General features: G+C 58.3%; 12 protein-coding genes. 11 read left to right on the forward strand and 1 reads right to left on the reverse strand.

The genetic code is table 11. The annotated features are described in order from the left end of the window. Entirely contained in the window at positions 1 to 3,453 is a 3,453-nt protein-coding gene (gene mfd / locus ACIPY9_RS13020) for a transcription-repair coupling factor (RefSeq protein WP_400701391.1), read from the reverse strand. 207 nt (positions 3,454 to 3,660) lie between these two features. Between mfd and ACIPY9_RS13025 the strand changes: the two genes are divergently transcribed. The 11 genes from ACIPY9_RS13025 (at position 3,661) to ACIPY9_RS13075 (ending at position 16,757) form a co-directional block, all read left to right on the forward strand. Continuing rightward, positions 3,661 to 5,124 (forward strand): glyceraldehyde-3-phosphate dehydrogenase, encoded by a 1,464-nt coding sequence (locus tag ACIPY9_RS13025; RefSeq protein WP_400701394.1) that lies wholly within the window; start codon positions 3,661 to 3,663, stop codon positions 5,122 to 5,124. Positions 5,125 to 5,633: 509 nt separating this feature from the next. Next, the gene (locus ACIPY9_RS13030; protein ID WP_400701397.1) at positions 5,634 to 6,962 is read left to right on the forward strand and encodes a pyridoxal phosphate-dependent decarboxylase family protein; all 1,329 of its coding nucleotides are present in this window, start codon (positions 5,634 to 5,636) and stop codon (positions 6,960 to 6,962) included. 12 nt (positions 6,963 to 6,974) lie between these two features. Next, entirely contained in the window at positions 6,975 to 8,186 is a 1,212-nt protein-coding gene (locus ACIPY9_RS13035) for an MFS transporter (protein WP_400701400.1), read from the forward strand. A 96-nt stretch (positions 8,187 to 8,282) separates the two neighbouring features. Beyond that, on the forward strand, positions 8,283 to 9,026 hold the full coding sequence (locus ACIPY9_RS13040; RefSeq protein ID WP_400701403.1) for a methyltransferase domain-containing protein: 744 nt from the start codon (positions 8,283 to 8,285) through the stop codon (positions 9,024 to 9,026). Between the two features lie 13 nt (positions 9,027 to 9,039). Beyond that, positions 9,040 to 9,957: a class I SAM-dependent methyltransferase gene (locus ACIPY9_RS13045; protein ID WP_400701406.1), complete on the forward strand. Its 918-nt coding sequence runs from the start codon at positions 9,040 to 9,042 to the stop codon at positions 9,955 to 9,957. Continuing rightward, positions 9,954 to 11,096: a M50 family metallopeptidase gene (locus ACIPY9_RS13050; RefSeq protein ID WP_400701409.1), complete on the forward strand. Its 1,143-nt coding sequence runs from the start codon at positions 9,954 to 9,956 to the stop codon at positions 11,094 to 11,096. The genes ACIPY9_RS13045 and ACIPY9_RS13050 overlap by 4 nt, the downstream gene beginning before the upstream one ends. A 10-nt stretch (positions 11,097 to 11,106) precedes the next feature. After that, positions 11,107 to 11,259 carry a TglA family RiPP precursor gene (locus ACIPY9_RS13055; protein ID WP_400701412.1) on the forward strand — a complete coding sequence of 51 codons (153 nt, stop codon included), beginning with the start codon at positions 11,107 to 11,109 and terminating at the stop codon, positions 11,257 to 11,259. A 74-nt stretch (positions 11,260 to 11,333) separates the two neighbouring features. Then, entirely contained in the window at positions 11,334 to 12,248 is a 915-nt protein-coding gene (locus ACIPY9_RS13060) for a DUF692 family multinuclear iron-containing protein (RefSeq protein WP_400701415.1), read from the forward strand. Beyond that, positions 12,238 to 13,047: a hypothetical protein gene (locus tag ACIPY9_RS13065; RefSeq protein WP_400701418.1), complete on the forward strand. Its 810-nt coding sequence runs from the start codon at positions 12,238 to 12,240 to the stop codon at positions 13,045 to 13,047. Before ACIPY9_RS13060 ends, ACIPY9_RS13065 begins: the two co-directional genes overlap by 11 nt. A gap of 4 nt (positions 13,048 to 13,051) precedes the next feature. Continuing rightward, positions 13,052 to 15,502 (forward strand): lantibiotic dehydratase, encoded by a 2,451-nt coding sequence (locus ACIPY9_RS13070; protein ID WP_400701421.1) that lies wholly within the window; start codon positions 13,052 to 13,054, stop codon positions 15,500 to 15,502. Continuing rightward, the gene (locus tag ACIPY9_RS13075; protein ID WP_400701424.1) at positions 15,492 to 16,757 is read left to right on the forward strand and encodes an MFS transporter; all 1,266 of its coding nucleotides are present in this window, start codon (positions 15,492 to 15,494) and stop codon (positions 16,755 to 16,757) included. Before ACIPY9_RS13070 ends, ACIPY9_RS13075 begins: the two co-directional genes overlap by 11 nt. Positions 16,758 to 16,763 lie beyond the last annotated feature (6 nt).

Below are 16,763 nucleotides of genomic sequence, written 5' to 3' on the forward strand. Positions count from 1 at the left end.
TCAAGCAGTTTTCGGGGTCAGGCGCTCAAGCAGCGCTTCGATCGTATTGAAGCGCTCGTCGGGGCGCTCCATGGGGACCATGAATTTGAAGAGTGTGGCACCTTTGAACCTGTAGCGGTTGGGCTGGCTCTGGATCAGTTTGATCAGGGTCAGTGGATCCACCGGAGTATCGGCCGCGAATTCGATACGTCCACCCTGAGGCCCTGCATCGATCTTCTTGATGCCCAGTTGCTCGGCATGCAGCTTGAGCAGCGTGATACGGATCAGGCTCTTGGTGGGTTCCGGCAGCAGGCCGAAGCGGTCGATCATCTCCACTTGCAGGTCCTTGAGGCCGTCTTCGTCGGTGGCGTTGGCAATGCGTTTGTAGAGAATCAGGCGCGTATGCACGTCCGGCAGATAGGCTTCGGGAATCAGTGCCGGCACCCGCAGGTTGATTTCCGGGCCGCCACCCAGCGGCTGGTCGAGGTTAGGCTGCTCGCCCTTGCGGATCGCCTTGACGGCCCGTTCGAGCATTTCCATGTACAGCGTGAAACCCACGGCCTGGATCTGGCCGCTCTGGCCGTCGCCCAGCAGTTCGCCTGCGCCGCGGATTTCCAGGTCGTTGGTGGCCAGCACGAAGCCGGCACCCAGGTCCTGGGTGTTGGCAATGGCTTCCAGGCGTTTTTCGGCATCGGGCGTGATCTGCTTGCGGGGTGGCGTCAGCAGATAGGCGTAGGCCTGGTGGTGGCTGCGACCGACCCGGCCGCGCAGCTGGTGCAGCTGTGCCAGGCCGAATTTGTCGGCGCGCTCGATGATGATGGTGTTGGCGCTGGGCACGTCGATACCGGTCTCGATGATGGTCGAGGCGATCAGCACGTTGAAGCGCTTGTGGTAGAAGTCGCTCATGACCTGTTCGAGTTCGCGCTCGCGCATCTGGCCGTGGCCGATGCCGATACGTGCCTCGGGCACCAGTTCGGCCAGATCGGCGGCGCATTTCTCGATGGTCTTGACGTCGTTGTGCAGGTAATAGACCTGGCCGCCGCGCAGCAGCTCCCGCAGCAGGGCTTCCTTGACGGTGGGCTTGTTCTGCTCCATGACGAAGGTGCGTACTGACAGGCGGCGAGCCGGTGGCGTGGCGATGATCGACAGGTCGCGCATGCCCGACACGGCCATGTTCAGCGTGCGCGGAATCGGCGTGGCCGTCAGGGTCAGAATGTCGACTTCGCTGCGCAGCGCCTTGAGCTGCTCCTTCTGACGCACCCCGAAGCGGTGTTCTTCGTCGATGATGACCAGCCCCAGGTTCTTGATCTTCACATCGTCCTGCAGCAGCTTGTGAGTGCCGATGACGATGTCGATCTTGCCTTCGGCCAGCTCGGCGACGGCGGCGTTCACTTCCTTGGCGGACTTGAAGCGGCTCATGACCTCGACTGTCACCGGCCAGTCGGCAAAGCGGTCGCGGAAGCTGTTGTAGTGCTGCTGGGCGAGCAGGGTGGTCGGCACCAGAATCGCCACCTGACGTCCACCGTGTACGGCAATGAAGGCGGCGCGCATGGCCACTTCGGTCTTGCCGAAGCCCACATCGCCACAGACCAGCCGGTCCATGGGCTTGGGCGCGAGCATGTCGGCCCTTACGGCCTCGATGGTGGTCTGCTGGTCGGGGGTTTCCTCGAACGGGAAGCCGGCGCTGAAGGTCGCGTAATCGGCTTTCGGGTCCTGGAAGGCATAACCTTCGCGAGCCGCCCGGCGGGCATAGATATCCAGCAGTTCTGCCGCCACGTCGCGTACCTGTTCGGCAGCCTTGCGCTTGGCTTTCTGCCAGGTTTCCGAGCCCAGGCGGTGCAGCGGGGCCATTTCGTCGTCGCTGCCGGTGTAGCGGGCGATCAGGTGCAGGTTGGCGACCGGGACGTAGAGCTTGGCGTCTTCGGCATAGGCCAGCATCAGGAATTCGGCGACCTGGTTTTCGACTTCCAGCGTTGCCAGCCCCAGATAGCGACCGACGCCGTGGTCGATGTGCACCACCGGCGCGCCTTCGCGCAGCTCGGTGAGGTTCTTGATCACGGCATCGTTGTTGCCGCTGTCGGTGCGTTTCTCGCGACGGCGGCGCTGCATGACCCGTTGCCCGAACAGCGGGCTTTCGGCGACCAGCGCCAGGGCGGGTTGCTCGAGTACCAGACCTTCGTCCAGAGGCGCGATGGTGATGGCCAGCCGGTCCTTGCCGTTGACGAAATCCAGCCAGTTATCGACCGTTTTTGGCCGCAGTTTCAGGCGATCCAGCAGTTCCAGCAGGACTTCGCGGCGACCGGCGGATTCCGCGGTGAACAGTACGCGACCGGGAAACCCGTCGAGAAAGTTCGACAGCGCGGCCAGTGGCTGACTGGCCTTGGCTTCGATCGCCAGGTCCGGGAGGCCTTGCGCCGGGAAGCGCTCTCGACCGGCGCCGGGCTCGATATCCTGCTGGCTGGCCACGATCCGCGGCCAGTTCTTCAGGCGCGAAAAGCAGTCTTCTACCGGCAGGAACAGTTCGGCGGGTGGCAGAAGAGGGCGGCTCGGGTCGATGCGGCGTTCTTCATAACGGTTGCGCACGTCGTTCCAGAAGTTCTCGGCGGCCTGCTCGATGCCAGGCAGCGAGAACACCTGGGTGTCCTGTGGCAGGTAGTCGAACAGGGTCGAGGTTTCCTCGAAGAACAGCGGGATGTAGTACTCGATGCCGGCCGGCGTGATACCGCTGCTCAGGTCCTGGAAGATGGTGCTGCGCCGGAAGTCCACATCGAAGCGCTCCCGGAAACGGGCCTTGAAGCGTGTGACTTCTTCTTTCTGTAGCGGAAATTCACGGGCCGGCAACAGGCGAACCGAATCAACCTTGTCGATGGAGCGCTGAGTGTCGGGATCGAAGGTGCGCAGGGTTTCGATTTCGTCGTCGAACAGGTCGATCCGGTAAGGCACCTTGCTGCCCATCGGGAACAGGTCGATCAACGCGCCGCGTACCGTGAACTCGCCATGTTCGTACACCGTATCCACGTAGCGATAGCCGCTGGCTTCCAGGCGCGTACGCATGGCTTCGACATCGAGCTTCTGGCCGACATCCAGCACCAGGCTGCTGCCCAGCAGGAATCGGGTCGGGGCCAGTCGATGTAGGGCCGTGGTAATGGGAACTACCAATACCCCGTGTTCCAGTTCCGGCAGGCTGTAAAGGCTGGCAATACGCTGGGAAATGATGTCCTGGTGCGGCGAGAACAGGTCGTAGGGCAGGGTTTCCCAGTCCGGGAAATGCAGGACCGGTAGCGTCGGAGCGAAGAACTTCAGTTCCTGTTCCAGCCGTTCGGCGCTCTGGCTGTCGGCGGTCAGGAGCAGGGTGAAGCGTCTGGCGGCGCTCGCGGCCTCGGCAATGGCCAGGCTCAGTGCGGCACCGGGCAGGTTGCCCCAGTGTTGTTTGCCAGCAGTGGCAGGAAGAAGCGGTAGACGCAGGACGGGCACGGAAGGTCAGGCTCCAGGCGTTGCGGCAGGGGCGGCGATTGTACCGGGGTAATGCGGTGGCTGTCAGTTTTCAGGCGAGCAAAAACCGCAATGGCCATTTTCTGACGTCATGGGAGGAACAAAATGTAGTGCGCGCTGATCTGACATCGGCGCATTGCTCATAAACAAAGGCGGCGGCATAATGTAGCCCCTTTTTTCAGCCCCTACATGTGGAAGGTTCCCGTGACTCAGAAGCCCGACCAGTGTCTTGGTGAATGGATCGATCGTGAAGCCCTCGCCGAGGCGATGATCCCGCTTATCGGTCAGCTCTACCGCAATAACAATGTGGTGAGTTCGATCTATGGCCGCAGCCTGATCAACCGTTCAGTCATCGCGATTCTCAAGGCTCACCGCTTTGCCCGTCATCGCCAGTCCGATGCAATTGAGTTGTCCGTACACGAGACTTTCCCGCTCATCAAGGCGATGAGCGAGCTTGATCTGGGTGCCGCTTCGGTGGACCTGGGCAAGCTGGCCGTGAAATTCAAGACCGAAGGCAATGGTCGTTCCGCCGAGCAGTTCGTCCGTGACGAGCTGGCCAGCGTGGTTGGCAAGAAGAACGCCACCCCGGCCAAGGGCACTGATGTCGTGCTTTACGGCTTCGGTCGCATCGGCCGCCTGCTGGCCCGTATCCTGATCGAGAAGACCGGTGGCGGCGAAGGCCTGCGCCTGCGTGCCATCGTTGTCCGCAAGGGTGCGGAAAACGACCTGGTCAAGCGTGCCAGCCTGCTGCGTCGCGATTCGGTCCATGGTCCTTTCGACGGCACCATCACTGTTGATGAAGCCAACAGCACGCTGACGGCCAACGGCAACCTGATCCAGATCATCTACGCCAAGAACCCTGCCGAGGTGGATTACACCCAGTACGGTATCAAGGACGCCCTGCTGGTGGACAACACCGGTGTATGGCGTGATGCCGACGGTCTGGGCCAGCACCTGGCCTGCCCGGGCATCGACCGCGTCGTTCTGACCGCGCCTGGCAAGGGCAAGCTCAAGAACATCGTTCACGGTATCAACCACGGCGAAATCACCGCTGACGACAAGATCGTTTCCGCGGCCTCCTGCACCACCAACGCCATCGTGCCGGTGCTCAAGGCTGTCAACGACAAGTTCGGCATCGTCAACGGTCACGTTGAAACGGTTCACTCGTACACCAACGACCAGAACCTGATCGACAACTTCCACAAGGGCGATCGTCGTGGCCGTAGCGCCGCGCTGAACATGGTCATCACCGAGACCGGTGCGGCCACCGCTGCTGCCAAGGCTCTGCCTGAGCTGGCTGGCAAGCTGACCGGCAACGCCATCCGCGTTCCGACGCCGAACGTTTCCATGGCCATTCTCAACCTCAACCTTGAGAAAGCGACCACCCGCGAAGAAATGAACGAGTACCTGCGTCACACGGCGCTGCACTCGGAGCTGCACAAGCAGATCGATTTCGTCAGCTCGCAGGAAGTGGTTTCCACCGACTTCGTGGGCTCGCGCCACGCAGGTGTCGTGGATGGCGAAGCAACCATCGTCAACGATAACCGCGTTGTCCTGTACGTCTGGTACGACAACGAGTTCGGTTACAGCTGCCAGGTGGTTCGCGTCATGGAAGATATCGCAGGCGTCAACCCGCCAGCGTTTCCTCTGTAAGGTCTGAAGGCTGCTGCCCGCTCTGTCGGGCAGTCTGCAATAACGGGCTGAGTGCTGTGAAGACAGTATTCAGCCCGTTTTTTTATGTCGAAGGCTTTCTGCCTGTCTTGCTCCCCGCCGATGTTTTTTCCTCGTAAAACCTTCGTGCCGAATGCTTTTGTCGTTATTGGATTCTCTGCTTGCGACATCCAGAAGACGATGAGTTCGAGCTGGTTTTCTGTTTTTTCTGAATTTCTATATTTTTCGTGATAGATCGTATGTTTTTGACGATTTTCGCGGTTTTTAGTGTCGTTACGGTTTCGTTGCATTCAGTAATAAATAATTGTTATAAGCTTATTCGCTCAAGGCAGAAACGGCATTGAAGCCAAAAGCTGAAGTTAAAATCAGCAGTCAATTGAGGGATCAAGGTGTCTTGCATTTTAAAGGATGAGGCGTGCATACCTGAGTTGCTGACAGAGCTCCGGAACCTGTCCCTGGCGTTTCTGGCCGGTGCTCGAAGTGCAGACGTCGTGGACACACGTGATATCAGCAGAACGCTGGAGCACACCTTGCCCGAAGAGGGGCTGGGAAGTCTGGGTGCCTTGAATGCCTATTGGGAAAACTACGGTACTGCTCATACGCGCAGTACGGGTTCCCGCTATTTCGGTTTCGTGACGGGAGGCGTGACACCAGCGGCTCTTGCAGGCGACTGGCTTGTTTCCGTCATCGACCAGAATGTCGCCACCGAGCGTCATTCGGTGGCGGCATTCATTGAATCGCAGGTATTGGCTTTTATCAGCGACTTGCTGAATCTTCCGGCCGGTCTGTTCCAGGGCGTCCTGACAACCGGTGCAACCGCCGCCAATCTGGTCGCCTTGTCCACGGCAAGAGAGTGGTGCGGCGAGCAGGCAGGTCTGCATATTGCCCATGACGGCCTGAGTGCATCCTTGCCCATCATGGTGTTCGGCGCCGCTCCGCATTCCAGCATCATAAAAAGCCTGGGCGTACTGGGCATCGGGCGAAAAAACATCGTGACCGTCCGCAGTGTGCCGGGGCGCGAAGTCATGGACCTTCAGGCGCTGGAAGCGGCACTGCAAGGCTGTACTTCACCGGCCCGTATCGTGGTGGCCAGTGCCGGTACGGTAAACGCCGGAGAGTTCGACGATATCCAGGGCATTGCCCGGCTTTGCCGAACATACAATGCCTGGTTGCATGTCGATGCGGCGTTTGGCGCATTTGCCCGTTGTTCTCCTGTTTATGAACATCTGTTGCAAGGGCTGGAATATGCCGACTCCATCACGGCGGATGCCCATAAATGGCTGAACGTTCCCTATGACTGCGGTATTGCCCTGACCCGTCATCCCGCTCTTCATGAACGAAGTTTCTCGGCGGATGCGCCTTATGTTCCGATGGATGGCCGGTTTCCAGCGTTCATGAACAGAGGTGTGGAACAGTCACGTCGTTATCGCGCATTGCCTGTGTGGATGACACTCATGGCATATGGCAAGTCCGGTTATCGGGCATTGATTGAAAGAAACTGTGAGTTTGTTCGCCATATCGAATCATGGATCGATCACAGTTCGCATTATGAAAAGTTATGCCCTGTCTATCTGAATATTCTGATGTTTAGATGCAAGAGCGTGGGCGACAGGAATCATGAAACTCACAGTGAAACTGTTCTTCGCCGGATCAATGCAACAGGAAAGTTGTTTTTGACTCCCAGCGTTTATAACGGTGAAAAGGTTTTTCGTCTGGCGGCCTGTAACTGGATGACCACGCTTGACGATGTCGAAGTTGTTGTTTGCGCTTTGCAGCAAGCCATGGAAATCGACGAACGGGAAGCGGTTTTTACACGATAAGGAATGTCACGAATGCCTTCGCAAGCAATTGAACATACATCGGCGGGGAAGGGGCTGTTTGGCCTGTTCTGTCTCGCCAGTTATCTGTTGTCCATGTCTTATGGCTCCACTTTCCTTCTGGCCCTGATGCTGGGTTCCCACGGAGGCAGCGAGTCGGATGCCGGCACGGTGATTTCCGTGGCGATGCTGAGTACGTTCCTGGCCGTGATCTTTTCAGGCCACCTGACCGATATGATCGGTGCTCCCAAGGCGATTGCCGCGGGCGGGCTGGCGCTGACCGTGGCGTGCATCGGTTTTGCAACAACGCCTTTCTACGGCGCGGCCTTGTTGTCATTCGGCCTGATTCTCGGGTTCGGCTGGGGCGTGTTCTACACCCTGGGTCCGATCATCGTGGCGATGATCATTGACCCGACCCGCCGGGTCAAATACTTCGCCCTGCTGTCAGGCAGCATGATGAGCGGCATCGGGACGGGGCCGCTGGTGGGGCGTGCAGGCGTAGCGATGGGCTATCCCGTGGAGTCGGCCTTTCTGGTGGCCGCGGTCGCCAGTCTGGCCGGAGCGATGGTTTTCTTTCTGATCGGCCCGAAGATCAAGCTGCAGCAGGCCGTTCTGGGGCCGGTCAGCGTCTGCCGGATTTCGACCCGCGCGGCGTCGTCGGTTCTTCGTTCCAGAGCGTTCTTCCCGATTGTCATGGTGGGCCTGGGAGGTGCGATCTTCGGCGGTCTTTCCAGTTTCCAGACGTCTTATGCCGCGCTTCATCATCTGGATTATTCGCTGTTCTTTCTGGGGTTCATGTGCGCCGCGATTTCCTGCCGGTTGTTGATTGCAGGTTTTATTGTCAAGCGTGATGCCTATCGTTCTTCGTGTGTACTGACGTCCTTGATGATCATTTCAATCCTGATGTTTGTATTCTCGGTTGAATCAACGTTCAGTTATCTGCTGGCTGCCATCATATTGGGTGTCGGTTATGGCCTGACATATTCGGTCATCAACGGGCTGGCCGCCAATGAAGCGCCTGCCGGCCAGACAGCACAGTCATTATTGCTGTTCAGCCTGTCGTATTTTGTCGGTGTCTTTGGTTTTCCGTTATTGGCGGGAAAGATCATCGTCGCCTACGGAATGTTGTCCCTGCTTTATATCATTCTGGTGGTTGCGCTATTGAACTGGTCCATCACGCTGGGGCGACTGGCGTGGCGAAGAGTGTCTGTTGCCGCAATGGCTTGATACCTGAGTAATAAGTAACACGTTTCATCTGTACTGCATCGCAGGGGTGCGATGTGGGCGTCGGGTTCTTGTGGAAGGTTAAAAAGGAAAATAATCATGCCTGCTAGTGTGCCTGAAGTAAAAAATCTTGAAGTGGTTGGTGATGGTATTGCGTCCAATAATGCCGCCTGGACATTTGGTGGCGATACGCCGAAACACTTTGATTCTCATGTTTCCAAGTCGGTCCCCAAATATAAGGATGGTCATGAGATTGTCCTGTCGCTGAGTGACTTCTTCATCAAGAGCGACAGTGTCTGTTATGAACTGGGAAGTTCAACGGGCACCTTGACCCGTCAACTGGCCACACGTCATGGCTCATCGGGCAAATGGATCGGTATCGATGTGGAAGATGCCATGACCCAGCAGGCCAACCAGTCGCTGGCCAAGACATCGCTGAACAATGTCACCTTCGTGACCGACGACATCCTGACTTACCCCTATGAGAAGAGCGATTTCATCGTTGCTTATTACACGGTTCAGTTCATTCATCCCCGTGTGCGCCAGGAGTTGTTCAACCGCATCTATGAATCCCTGAACTGGGGCGGTGCTTTTGTCCTGTTCGAGAAGGTTCGTGGCCCGGATGCACGTTTCCAGGATGTGATCAGCAGCCTGTATGTGGATTACAAGATGGAGCAGGGCTACACCCCCGGCGAGATTCTGGCCAAGACGCGCAGCCTCAAGGGTGTTCTGGAACCGTTCTCGACGGCGGGTAACCAGGAAATGCTCGGGCGTGCAGGGTTCAAGGACGTCATGAGCATCTTCAAATACATCTGTTTCGAAGGTTTCTTCTGTATCAAGTGACAAGGATGTTGCGATGAACGATTTGGCAATCAGTCATTATCTTGATGTGTTGCAAATGGATGCCGGCTATCCGGCGACAGCGATGGATTGCGAAATATGTGGCAGTGCACGGCATGAAGTCTTGCTGGAACGCATTGCAGGTCCTGATGACTATACCGTCGACCTGCCGGTGCTGGGGTGCCTTGGCTGCGGCCATATCTTCCAGAAGTACCGCTTCAATGCGCAGTTCTACAAGGACTATTACGACAAGTTCTATCGTCTGAAGCTGTTCGGCAACAGTGAGCCCGAGCGGAATTTCTTTCTGGATCAGATCCGTCGTGGCGAGCATCTCTACCAGAGCCTGCGCGAATATCTCCCGGAGCGCGGTCGTCTGCTGGATGTGGGCTGTTCGGCTGGCGGACTGATGATTCCCTTCGCCAAGAAAGGCTGGACCGTCACCGGCAACGACCCGGATCGGGCCTATGTCGAATATGGCAAGAAGATCGGCCTCAACATCGAACTGACGGCCGCCGAAGAAATGGCCACTCCGGGCAATGTCGACCTGATCATCATCAACGGTTCTCTGGAACACATGTACGACGCGCATCAGGTGATGGAGCGTTGTCGCCAGGCGTCGGCGCAGGACGGTCTGTTGCTGATCGAGGGGCGCGCCCTGGGCCATGGCCTGCAATTGGGGATGCTGACCCACAACCACCGTCGCTACCTCAACGGGACCAGCATTGAACTGCTGATGCGTCAGCATGGCTGGGAACCGTTGCTGGTCACGGAAGAGCCTTTGTGCGGGCCAACCCGTCCCGGTGCTGTTTTCGTTCTCGGCAGATGCACGTCGGCGTCTGACGACGGGCAACTGGAGCCGATCAAGGCACAGGGTCGCGAGCGACTGGCCGGTTATTACCAGGAGCGCTTTCAGGCGTTGCGGTTGCCGTCATGACTCAGTTCTCTGAAGTGGCCACACCATTGACGCAGAATCCGGTTGCCTCCAGTTTCCGTGACGACATTGTCGTCACGGAATTGCAGGGTGAAGACGGTCGTGTTCGTTACAAGTTGTATGACCCCGGAAACGATATCGGCTTTGAACTAGGCAAGAGCGAGTATGCGCTGGCGCGTTTGTTCGACGGCCTGTCGAGTCATGAGCAGATTGCCCGGGAGGCCGAAACCCGTTACCGGATCAAGGTCGGTACGGCAAAGCTGGCGCAGTTTGAAAACAAGCTGCTGGGGCTGAACATTCTGTCGAATGCAGAGGGCGGCGTCGGGAAGCTGCGTGACCCTGCCACCGGTATCACCTACGGGCCGTTGAAGAAATACCTGCTGATCAACCTGCTCAAGATGAATCCGCAACGAGGGCTGGATTATTGCTATCCCTTCGTGCGCTGGATGTGCAGCGTGCCTTTCTGTGCGCTGACGCTGATCGCGTGTCTGGCCAGCTATGTGTATCTGGGCATGCAGTTCAAGGCGTTCTGGAGCGATGTGCTGTCGGTCTATGTCCATAGCAATCAATGGTTGTGGTGGCATTTCCCGGTGATCCTGACATCCATTGCCGTGCACGAGTTCGGGCATGCCCTGGCCTGTCGGCATTACAAGGTTCAGGTCAGTGATTTCGGGATCGGCATCTATCTGCTGCTGGCCACCGGATGGGTCCGGCCTGTCCAGCAGCAATGGAGTGCACTGCCACGTTTCGAGCGGGTGGTGACGATTCTGGCCGGGCCTCTGGTCAGCCTGATCTATGCCGCGGTCGGGGTCGTGATCTGGGGGCTTTACGCCGAGGAGGGCGGGGCCTTGATGTCGCTGTCGATCGTCATGATCGTGGCGTCGTTCGTCTCCCTGATTCCCACCCTGTTGCCGATGTTCAACGGCGATACGTATCTGGCGATTACCGAGCTCATCAATGAGCCCCGGTTGAGGCAGCGTTCTTTCAATTACCTGAAAGGCCGTTTGCGCGGAGCGCCTTCCGAAACTCCTGTTCGACTCCAGCGGCTGTATTGGGCAACGGTTTCCATTACGTGCCTGGGCTGGGTGTTGGTGTGGAGCTTTGTACTGCAGACGATTTTCCGTCTATTTCATCATCAGTGAGGATTTACCCATGGGACAGCCCAACGTTCAGTCCGTTGAAAACAAGGAAGAGCAAGCTGAAGTGAAAGACGTCGAACAGACTTCGGCGGCTTCGCAAGAGGTCATGTTCGAGGAGTTCGACCTGGAGGATATCGAGGTCATTGAAAGCAAGGTCTTTGCCTAAGTACCAGGTGCCCTCCCGATGGTCTGCTCAGGCCGACGCGGGAGGGCTTCTTTCTATATGTACGAGTGTTAGCCATGGCTGATTTCGTCAAGCCTGCGCCGGTCGGCGTGGGTATTCAATACAACCCTGAAATCCTCGACTGGTTTCCGTTCGAGGACATCAAGGTCGATATCCTGGAAGTGCTGCTCGATAACATCATGGCCCCGATGGATGGTCCTCAGATCATCAAGCCATCGGCCCAGGCCATGATCGAGCGCCTGGGAGAGAAGTTCACCTTGCTGGGTCATTCCAATTACGGGTGTGATTTCGGTTTCAGCCCGCTGGAAGAAACTGCCGCGGTTCAACGACACATTCCGCTGGCCAGGATGCTGAACAGCCCATGGGTGGCCAACCATTGCTTCTACGGTGATCAGTCCTGGCTGGATATCTGGAGCAGCCCGATCCAGTTTTCCCATGCCGAAATTGCCCGTTGCGGCGATCGTGCCCGTGAGTTGCAGCAGCTCTATGGCATGCCGCTGGCCCACGAAAATGCGGCCTATTACCTGGCGTGTCCGGGTGCGGAAATGCGCGAAGCCGAATTTCTGGCGGGTCTGGTACAGCGGTCGGGGACGTTCCTGCACCTGGACCTGCATAACATCTACACCAATCACCTGAACCTCAAGAACTTCGATCTCAAGGACTACCTGGATACGTTGCCGCTGGACAGGGTGATTGCCGTCCATCTGGCTGGCGGTAGCTGGCATGGCGGTCTGTATCACGACTGGCATGACGCCTGTGTTCCCGAGCCGGTCTGGGAACTCTATGAAGAACTGCTTTCACGTTCGCAGCCTTCGGCAGTGATCCTGGAGTATCAGGGGCAAGCGCACCATGCAGAGACCCGGGTCATGGATTCGTCCGATGAATCGATGATCGTGAAGGACGTGGAGCGGGCTCAGGCGATCTGGAACCATTACAACAAGACTCCAGGAGGGCGTCAGTATGGAAGCTGAACAGGTCTGGAAACTCTGGCGACGGCTCTTGCGCGATGAAAACCTTCAGGCGCAGCTGTTTTCGGCTTCGGGTGCCACCCAATGGCTGGAGCATTTCAATACCGCCGAGCGGACGATTCTCTCGGCTTACGCGCAGCAGTTCGACCGGGTCAAATGGTTTGTCGAGAACTACCAGTTCCGCCTGATCAACTCGTTTCTCAATGCCCTGGAGACCGGTGCGCCGTTGACCTTGCGCGCACTGCTGCACATCGGGCTGGACCTGAACGCTCAGTCGAAAGCCTTCCTGCGCTACAAGGAGTGGCTGGATTACGGGCCGCGTGTCTACACCTATTGCGATGATGCGCTGGGGTTTCTGGCCGAGGCGGCCGAGTTGCAGGATTACCCTGAAATCCTCGACATGATGCGCCTGGAGCGGGAGTCGGTTCGCCTGTATCTGGGGCTGGTCAATCCTCGAGAGATCGAGCCGGATAGCCGTTACCAGCGTACGCCGATGGCGCGCGTGTACCAGACGCGTCATGCGCTCTCCACCTGGATGCGGCAAAAGGATCAGTTGGGTCTGACGCGCCTGCCCGAGAAAACCGAGCATGTGCTGATTTACCTGCCCAACCTGCAATCCCGTCACAAGTTCACCCTGATCAGCCCGCGTGCCGCGCACCTGTACGCGTGTCTGGAGCAGCCACAGTTTCCGGCAGGGCTGTCTCAACTGCTGAATACCGAGGGTGCCACGACGCTGAGCCAGGAAGACCTGGCCTTGCTGGGCAAGCTCGAACAGCTCAATGCGATAAGGACGCCTGCGTAATCCTATGGAAAGCTCACTGTATTTCTGGCTTCGTTCGACCGGCTTTCCTGTCCACCACCTGACCCGTCTGGGGAAAATGGCCGAATTGCCCTTGCTGAAGGCCTTCGAGGACGATTATCGATCCCTGCGGGCATTGCACTCGACGTTATTGCAGACGTCGACGGACTATTCGCCCCAGGCCTGCCGCAAGCTCATTCGCAAGCTCAACGAGCACCTGCCCTTGCAGGTTTCCGATCTTCCGGAAGCCCTGCGCGAGGGCTTCGCAGAGTCACTCGAACACTGGAACGGGCTGCTTGAGCGGCTGGCGCAACGGGCCGATGTGGATCAGGAGTATGCCTCGTTCATCGAGGCTTCCCGGCAATCATTGATCGATTTTCTGGACGATGAAGAGGTGGCGCAGGCACTGTTCATCTCCAATCCGGCAGCGCTGAGCCGTATTCGGGAACTGATTGCCGAGCGCTTTGCCAGAACCGACAGCCGCAAGAAACAGAAGCTTCGTCTGGCCTGGAGCTATGCCCAGCGCTTCTGCTCGAAAAACGATACGTCGAGTTTCTTCGGGCCACTGGCCTGGGGGCGTTTCGACAGGTCGCAGATCGAAAACATTCGTATCACGCCGGGTGAGGGCGACTGGATCAAGGAACGGCACACGTTTTTCGAGAGCTGGGTCGTACAACGCCTGGTCGAACAGCTCAACCTGCAATGCCCGGACCCGGAATTCATGCCCTTGCAGCTCAATCAGGGGTGCTTTCTGGTTGAAAACACCCTGCACATGCCGGTCAACAAGCGTCAGCCTCTCAATCCGCTGACCGCCCGGGTGCTGCGTCATGTGCAGGATCAGACCGCCTCCATGGCGACCTTGTATGGGCTGCGGGCTGCATTGCCCGAGGTCGGGGCCGATCAGTTGGACTCCTTGCTGGATCATCTGGTCGCGAAGCAGATCGTACGTCGGGGCTGGCAGGTTTCGCCGCGTGAGCGGCAACCGATCCGGGTGCTGCAAGGATTCCTGTCCGACTCGCGCCTGTCGGACACTTTCCGTGCCCAATGGAATGAGCGTCTGGATGCGCTGGAAGTGACGCGTGAGTCCTATGCCGCTGGAGACCTGTCGACGCGCATTGCCTGTCTGGAACGAATGAACCAGCTGCTGAGTGACGCCGGGGTGGATCTCTCCCGGGAAAGCGGTGCCATGTATGTGGGGCGCTACCCGGTTTATGAGGATTGCTCCCGCAATATCGAAGTTACGCTGGGGCATTCCCTGCTGGAACAGGTCAATGCCGATCTGGGGCCATTGATGCGTATCCACCAATGGCTGATCAAGGCCTGTGCCCTCAAGTTGCACGAATTCTATGCCGAGGTATGGCAAGGCCTTCGGTCTGACGATGAGCCGGGATCGGTGGATTTCCTGGCGTTCCTCGCGGCTGTGCAGCCCAGGCTGGCCGAGGTGGAAGCGGGTATTGTCGAACACCTCGATACGCTGCTCGGGCAGGCCTGGCGGCATGTGCTGGAAGACCGCTCTGCCGATGAGCAGGTGCGCCTGACCGTGACGGATATTGAACGTCTGATCGCGACGCTCGATACCCGGCTGGATGTCCGATCGTTCGATGTCTTTGGCAGCGACTTCCATTCCCCGGACTTCCTGATTTCAAGCGCTTCGACAGAGGCTTTCAATCGGGGGGATTACGACATCGTTCTGGGTGAGGTCCATCCGGGCGTGCACACCTTGAGCCAGCCGGTGGCTGAGCCTTTCGGGCCTTTCAATCAGGCGATCAACCAGAGCGTCGAGCGGCTGTTCGAGGGATCGAAAATGGTGCTGGCCGATTCGCCGGACAGTTATCAGCGCTCACACATCGACTGGCCTTTGCTGCCCGGCTATCAGCAACTGGTGTTGCCATCGGGCGGCGGTTGTGTCGCGCCCGGGCAACGTTTCGCGGCTGGCAGGGCGCAGGTGGCGATGGTTCAGGGGCGGTTGCGTGTCGAGGATGTGGCGGGCGAGTTCAGCGAGGATCTGCTCTGTGTCTACTCGACCCCCATGCACCGGCTGGGCTTTGCCCTGGCTGGCAGTACGGTGGCCAGGGATGACAGGCGTCGCATATGGCTGGGCAAGACCCTCTACAAACGCGCTTCCTGGTGGTTTACTCAGGAGCAGTTGCCGTGTTCCGAGTTCAGCATGGACAAGCTCGATGATACGCTCGCCTGGCGTGCCTGGGCGCAGGAGCACGGGCTGCCGCGCTATGTGTTTGCCAAGATCGACATCGAGCCCAAGCCGATCTTCATCGATTTCGACAACCCGCTGTCGTTCGACGGCGTGAGCAATTCGATGAAGAAAGCCGGTCACGTCAAGTTCTCCGAGATGTGCCCGTCCCCGGACGAGCTTTGGCTTGAAGAAGAGCGGGGGCGTTTCTGCTGCGAAATACGTACGACCTTTACGAATGATGGAGTGGCGCTTGATGAGCAGTAGTTCGACCATGGATCGTGCAGAGAAACAGCTTAAAAGCAGCTTCTTCTTTCTGTTTCTGACGATTTTCATCCCCTTTGGCCTGGGGCATTTCGTCTCTTACATGTTCCGCACGGTCAACGCCGTGATTTACGTGGACTTGCAGTCCGATCTGAGTCTGCCCGCCAGCAGCCTCGGCCTGTTGACCGGGGTTTACTTCCTGACCTTCGCTGCTGCGCAGATCCCGCTGGGGGTGATGCTGGACCGTTACGGGCCTCGCAGCGTGCAGGCACCGATGCTGTTGCTGGCGGTGCTGGGCTCGGTCATTTTCAGCCTGTCTAGCACGGAGGCTGGCTTGTTGGTCGGGCGTGGCCTGATCGGCCTGGGGGTGGCCGGGTCCCTGATGAGCGCCATCAAGGCCTGTGCCATCTGGCTGCCGGTGGAGCGCCTGCCATTGAGCACGGCGTGCCTGCTGTCCATCGGCGGGCTGGGGGCCATGGCCTCCACAACGCCTTTGCATGTGCTGCTCAGCTGGTTCACCTGGCGTGAGGCGTTCCTGATTCTGGCGGTGTTGACGTTCTGTGTCGCCGCCATCATTCATTTCAGCGTGCCTCGGACTTACGAGGCCAAGAGCACCCGCTACTCGGACATGTTCGCTGCGGTGGGCAAGCTCTATTCGTCATGGACCTTCTGGCGTCTGGCGTTGTATTCGGTATTCGCCCACGCCATTTACATGTCGGTGCTGTCGCTGTGGATGGGTCCATGGCTGCGTGATATGGCCGGCCTGAGCGACTCGGGCATGGCGAGCGTGTTGCTGTTCGGCACGGTCGCCATGGTGGCGGGGTCTCTGGCGTTTGGCGCCATCACCGATTACCTGCGTCGTTTCGGTGTACAGCCGATTATGGTCTGCGGCGCGGGAATGGTGATCTTCATTGCCTTTCAGGTGCTCATGGCCAGCGGCTTGCCTGTTTCGCCCTACCTGATTGCCATGGGCTTCAGCTTCTTCGGAACCTCGACCACCATGAACTACGCCATCGTGGCCCAGTCGGTTTCCCCCGAACTGGCAGGGCGCGTGAGTTCGTCCTTCAACCTGGTGGTGTTCGTGCTTGCGTTCTTCCTGCAATGGCTGATGGGGATCGTCTTGAACCTGTGGCCGGCAGGCGAGGGGGCAGGGCATCCGAACGAGGCGTATCAGTGGTCGCTGGGCCTGATGATTGCCTTGCAGTTGCCGGGGGTGTTGCTCTGGCTGAGCTTCAAGCCCTGGAAGCGGAAGGCCTGAAAATGA

Source organism: Pseudomonas sp. NPDC089734 (genome assembly GCF_044748865.1).
GTDB lineage: Bacteria > Pseudomonadota > Gammaproteobacteria > Pseudomonadales > Pseudomonadaceae > Aquipseudomonas.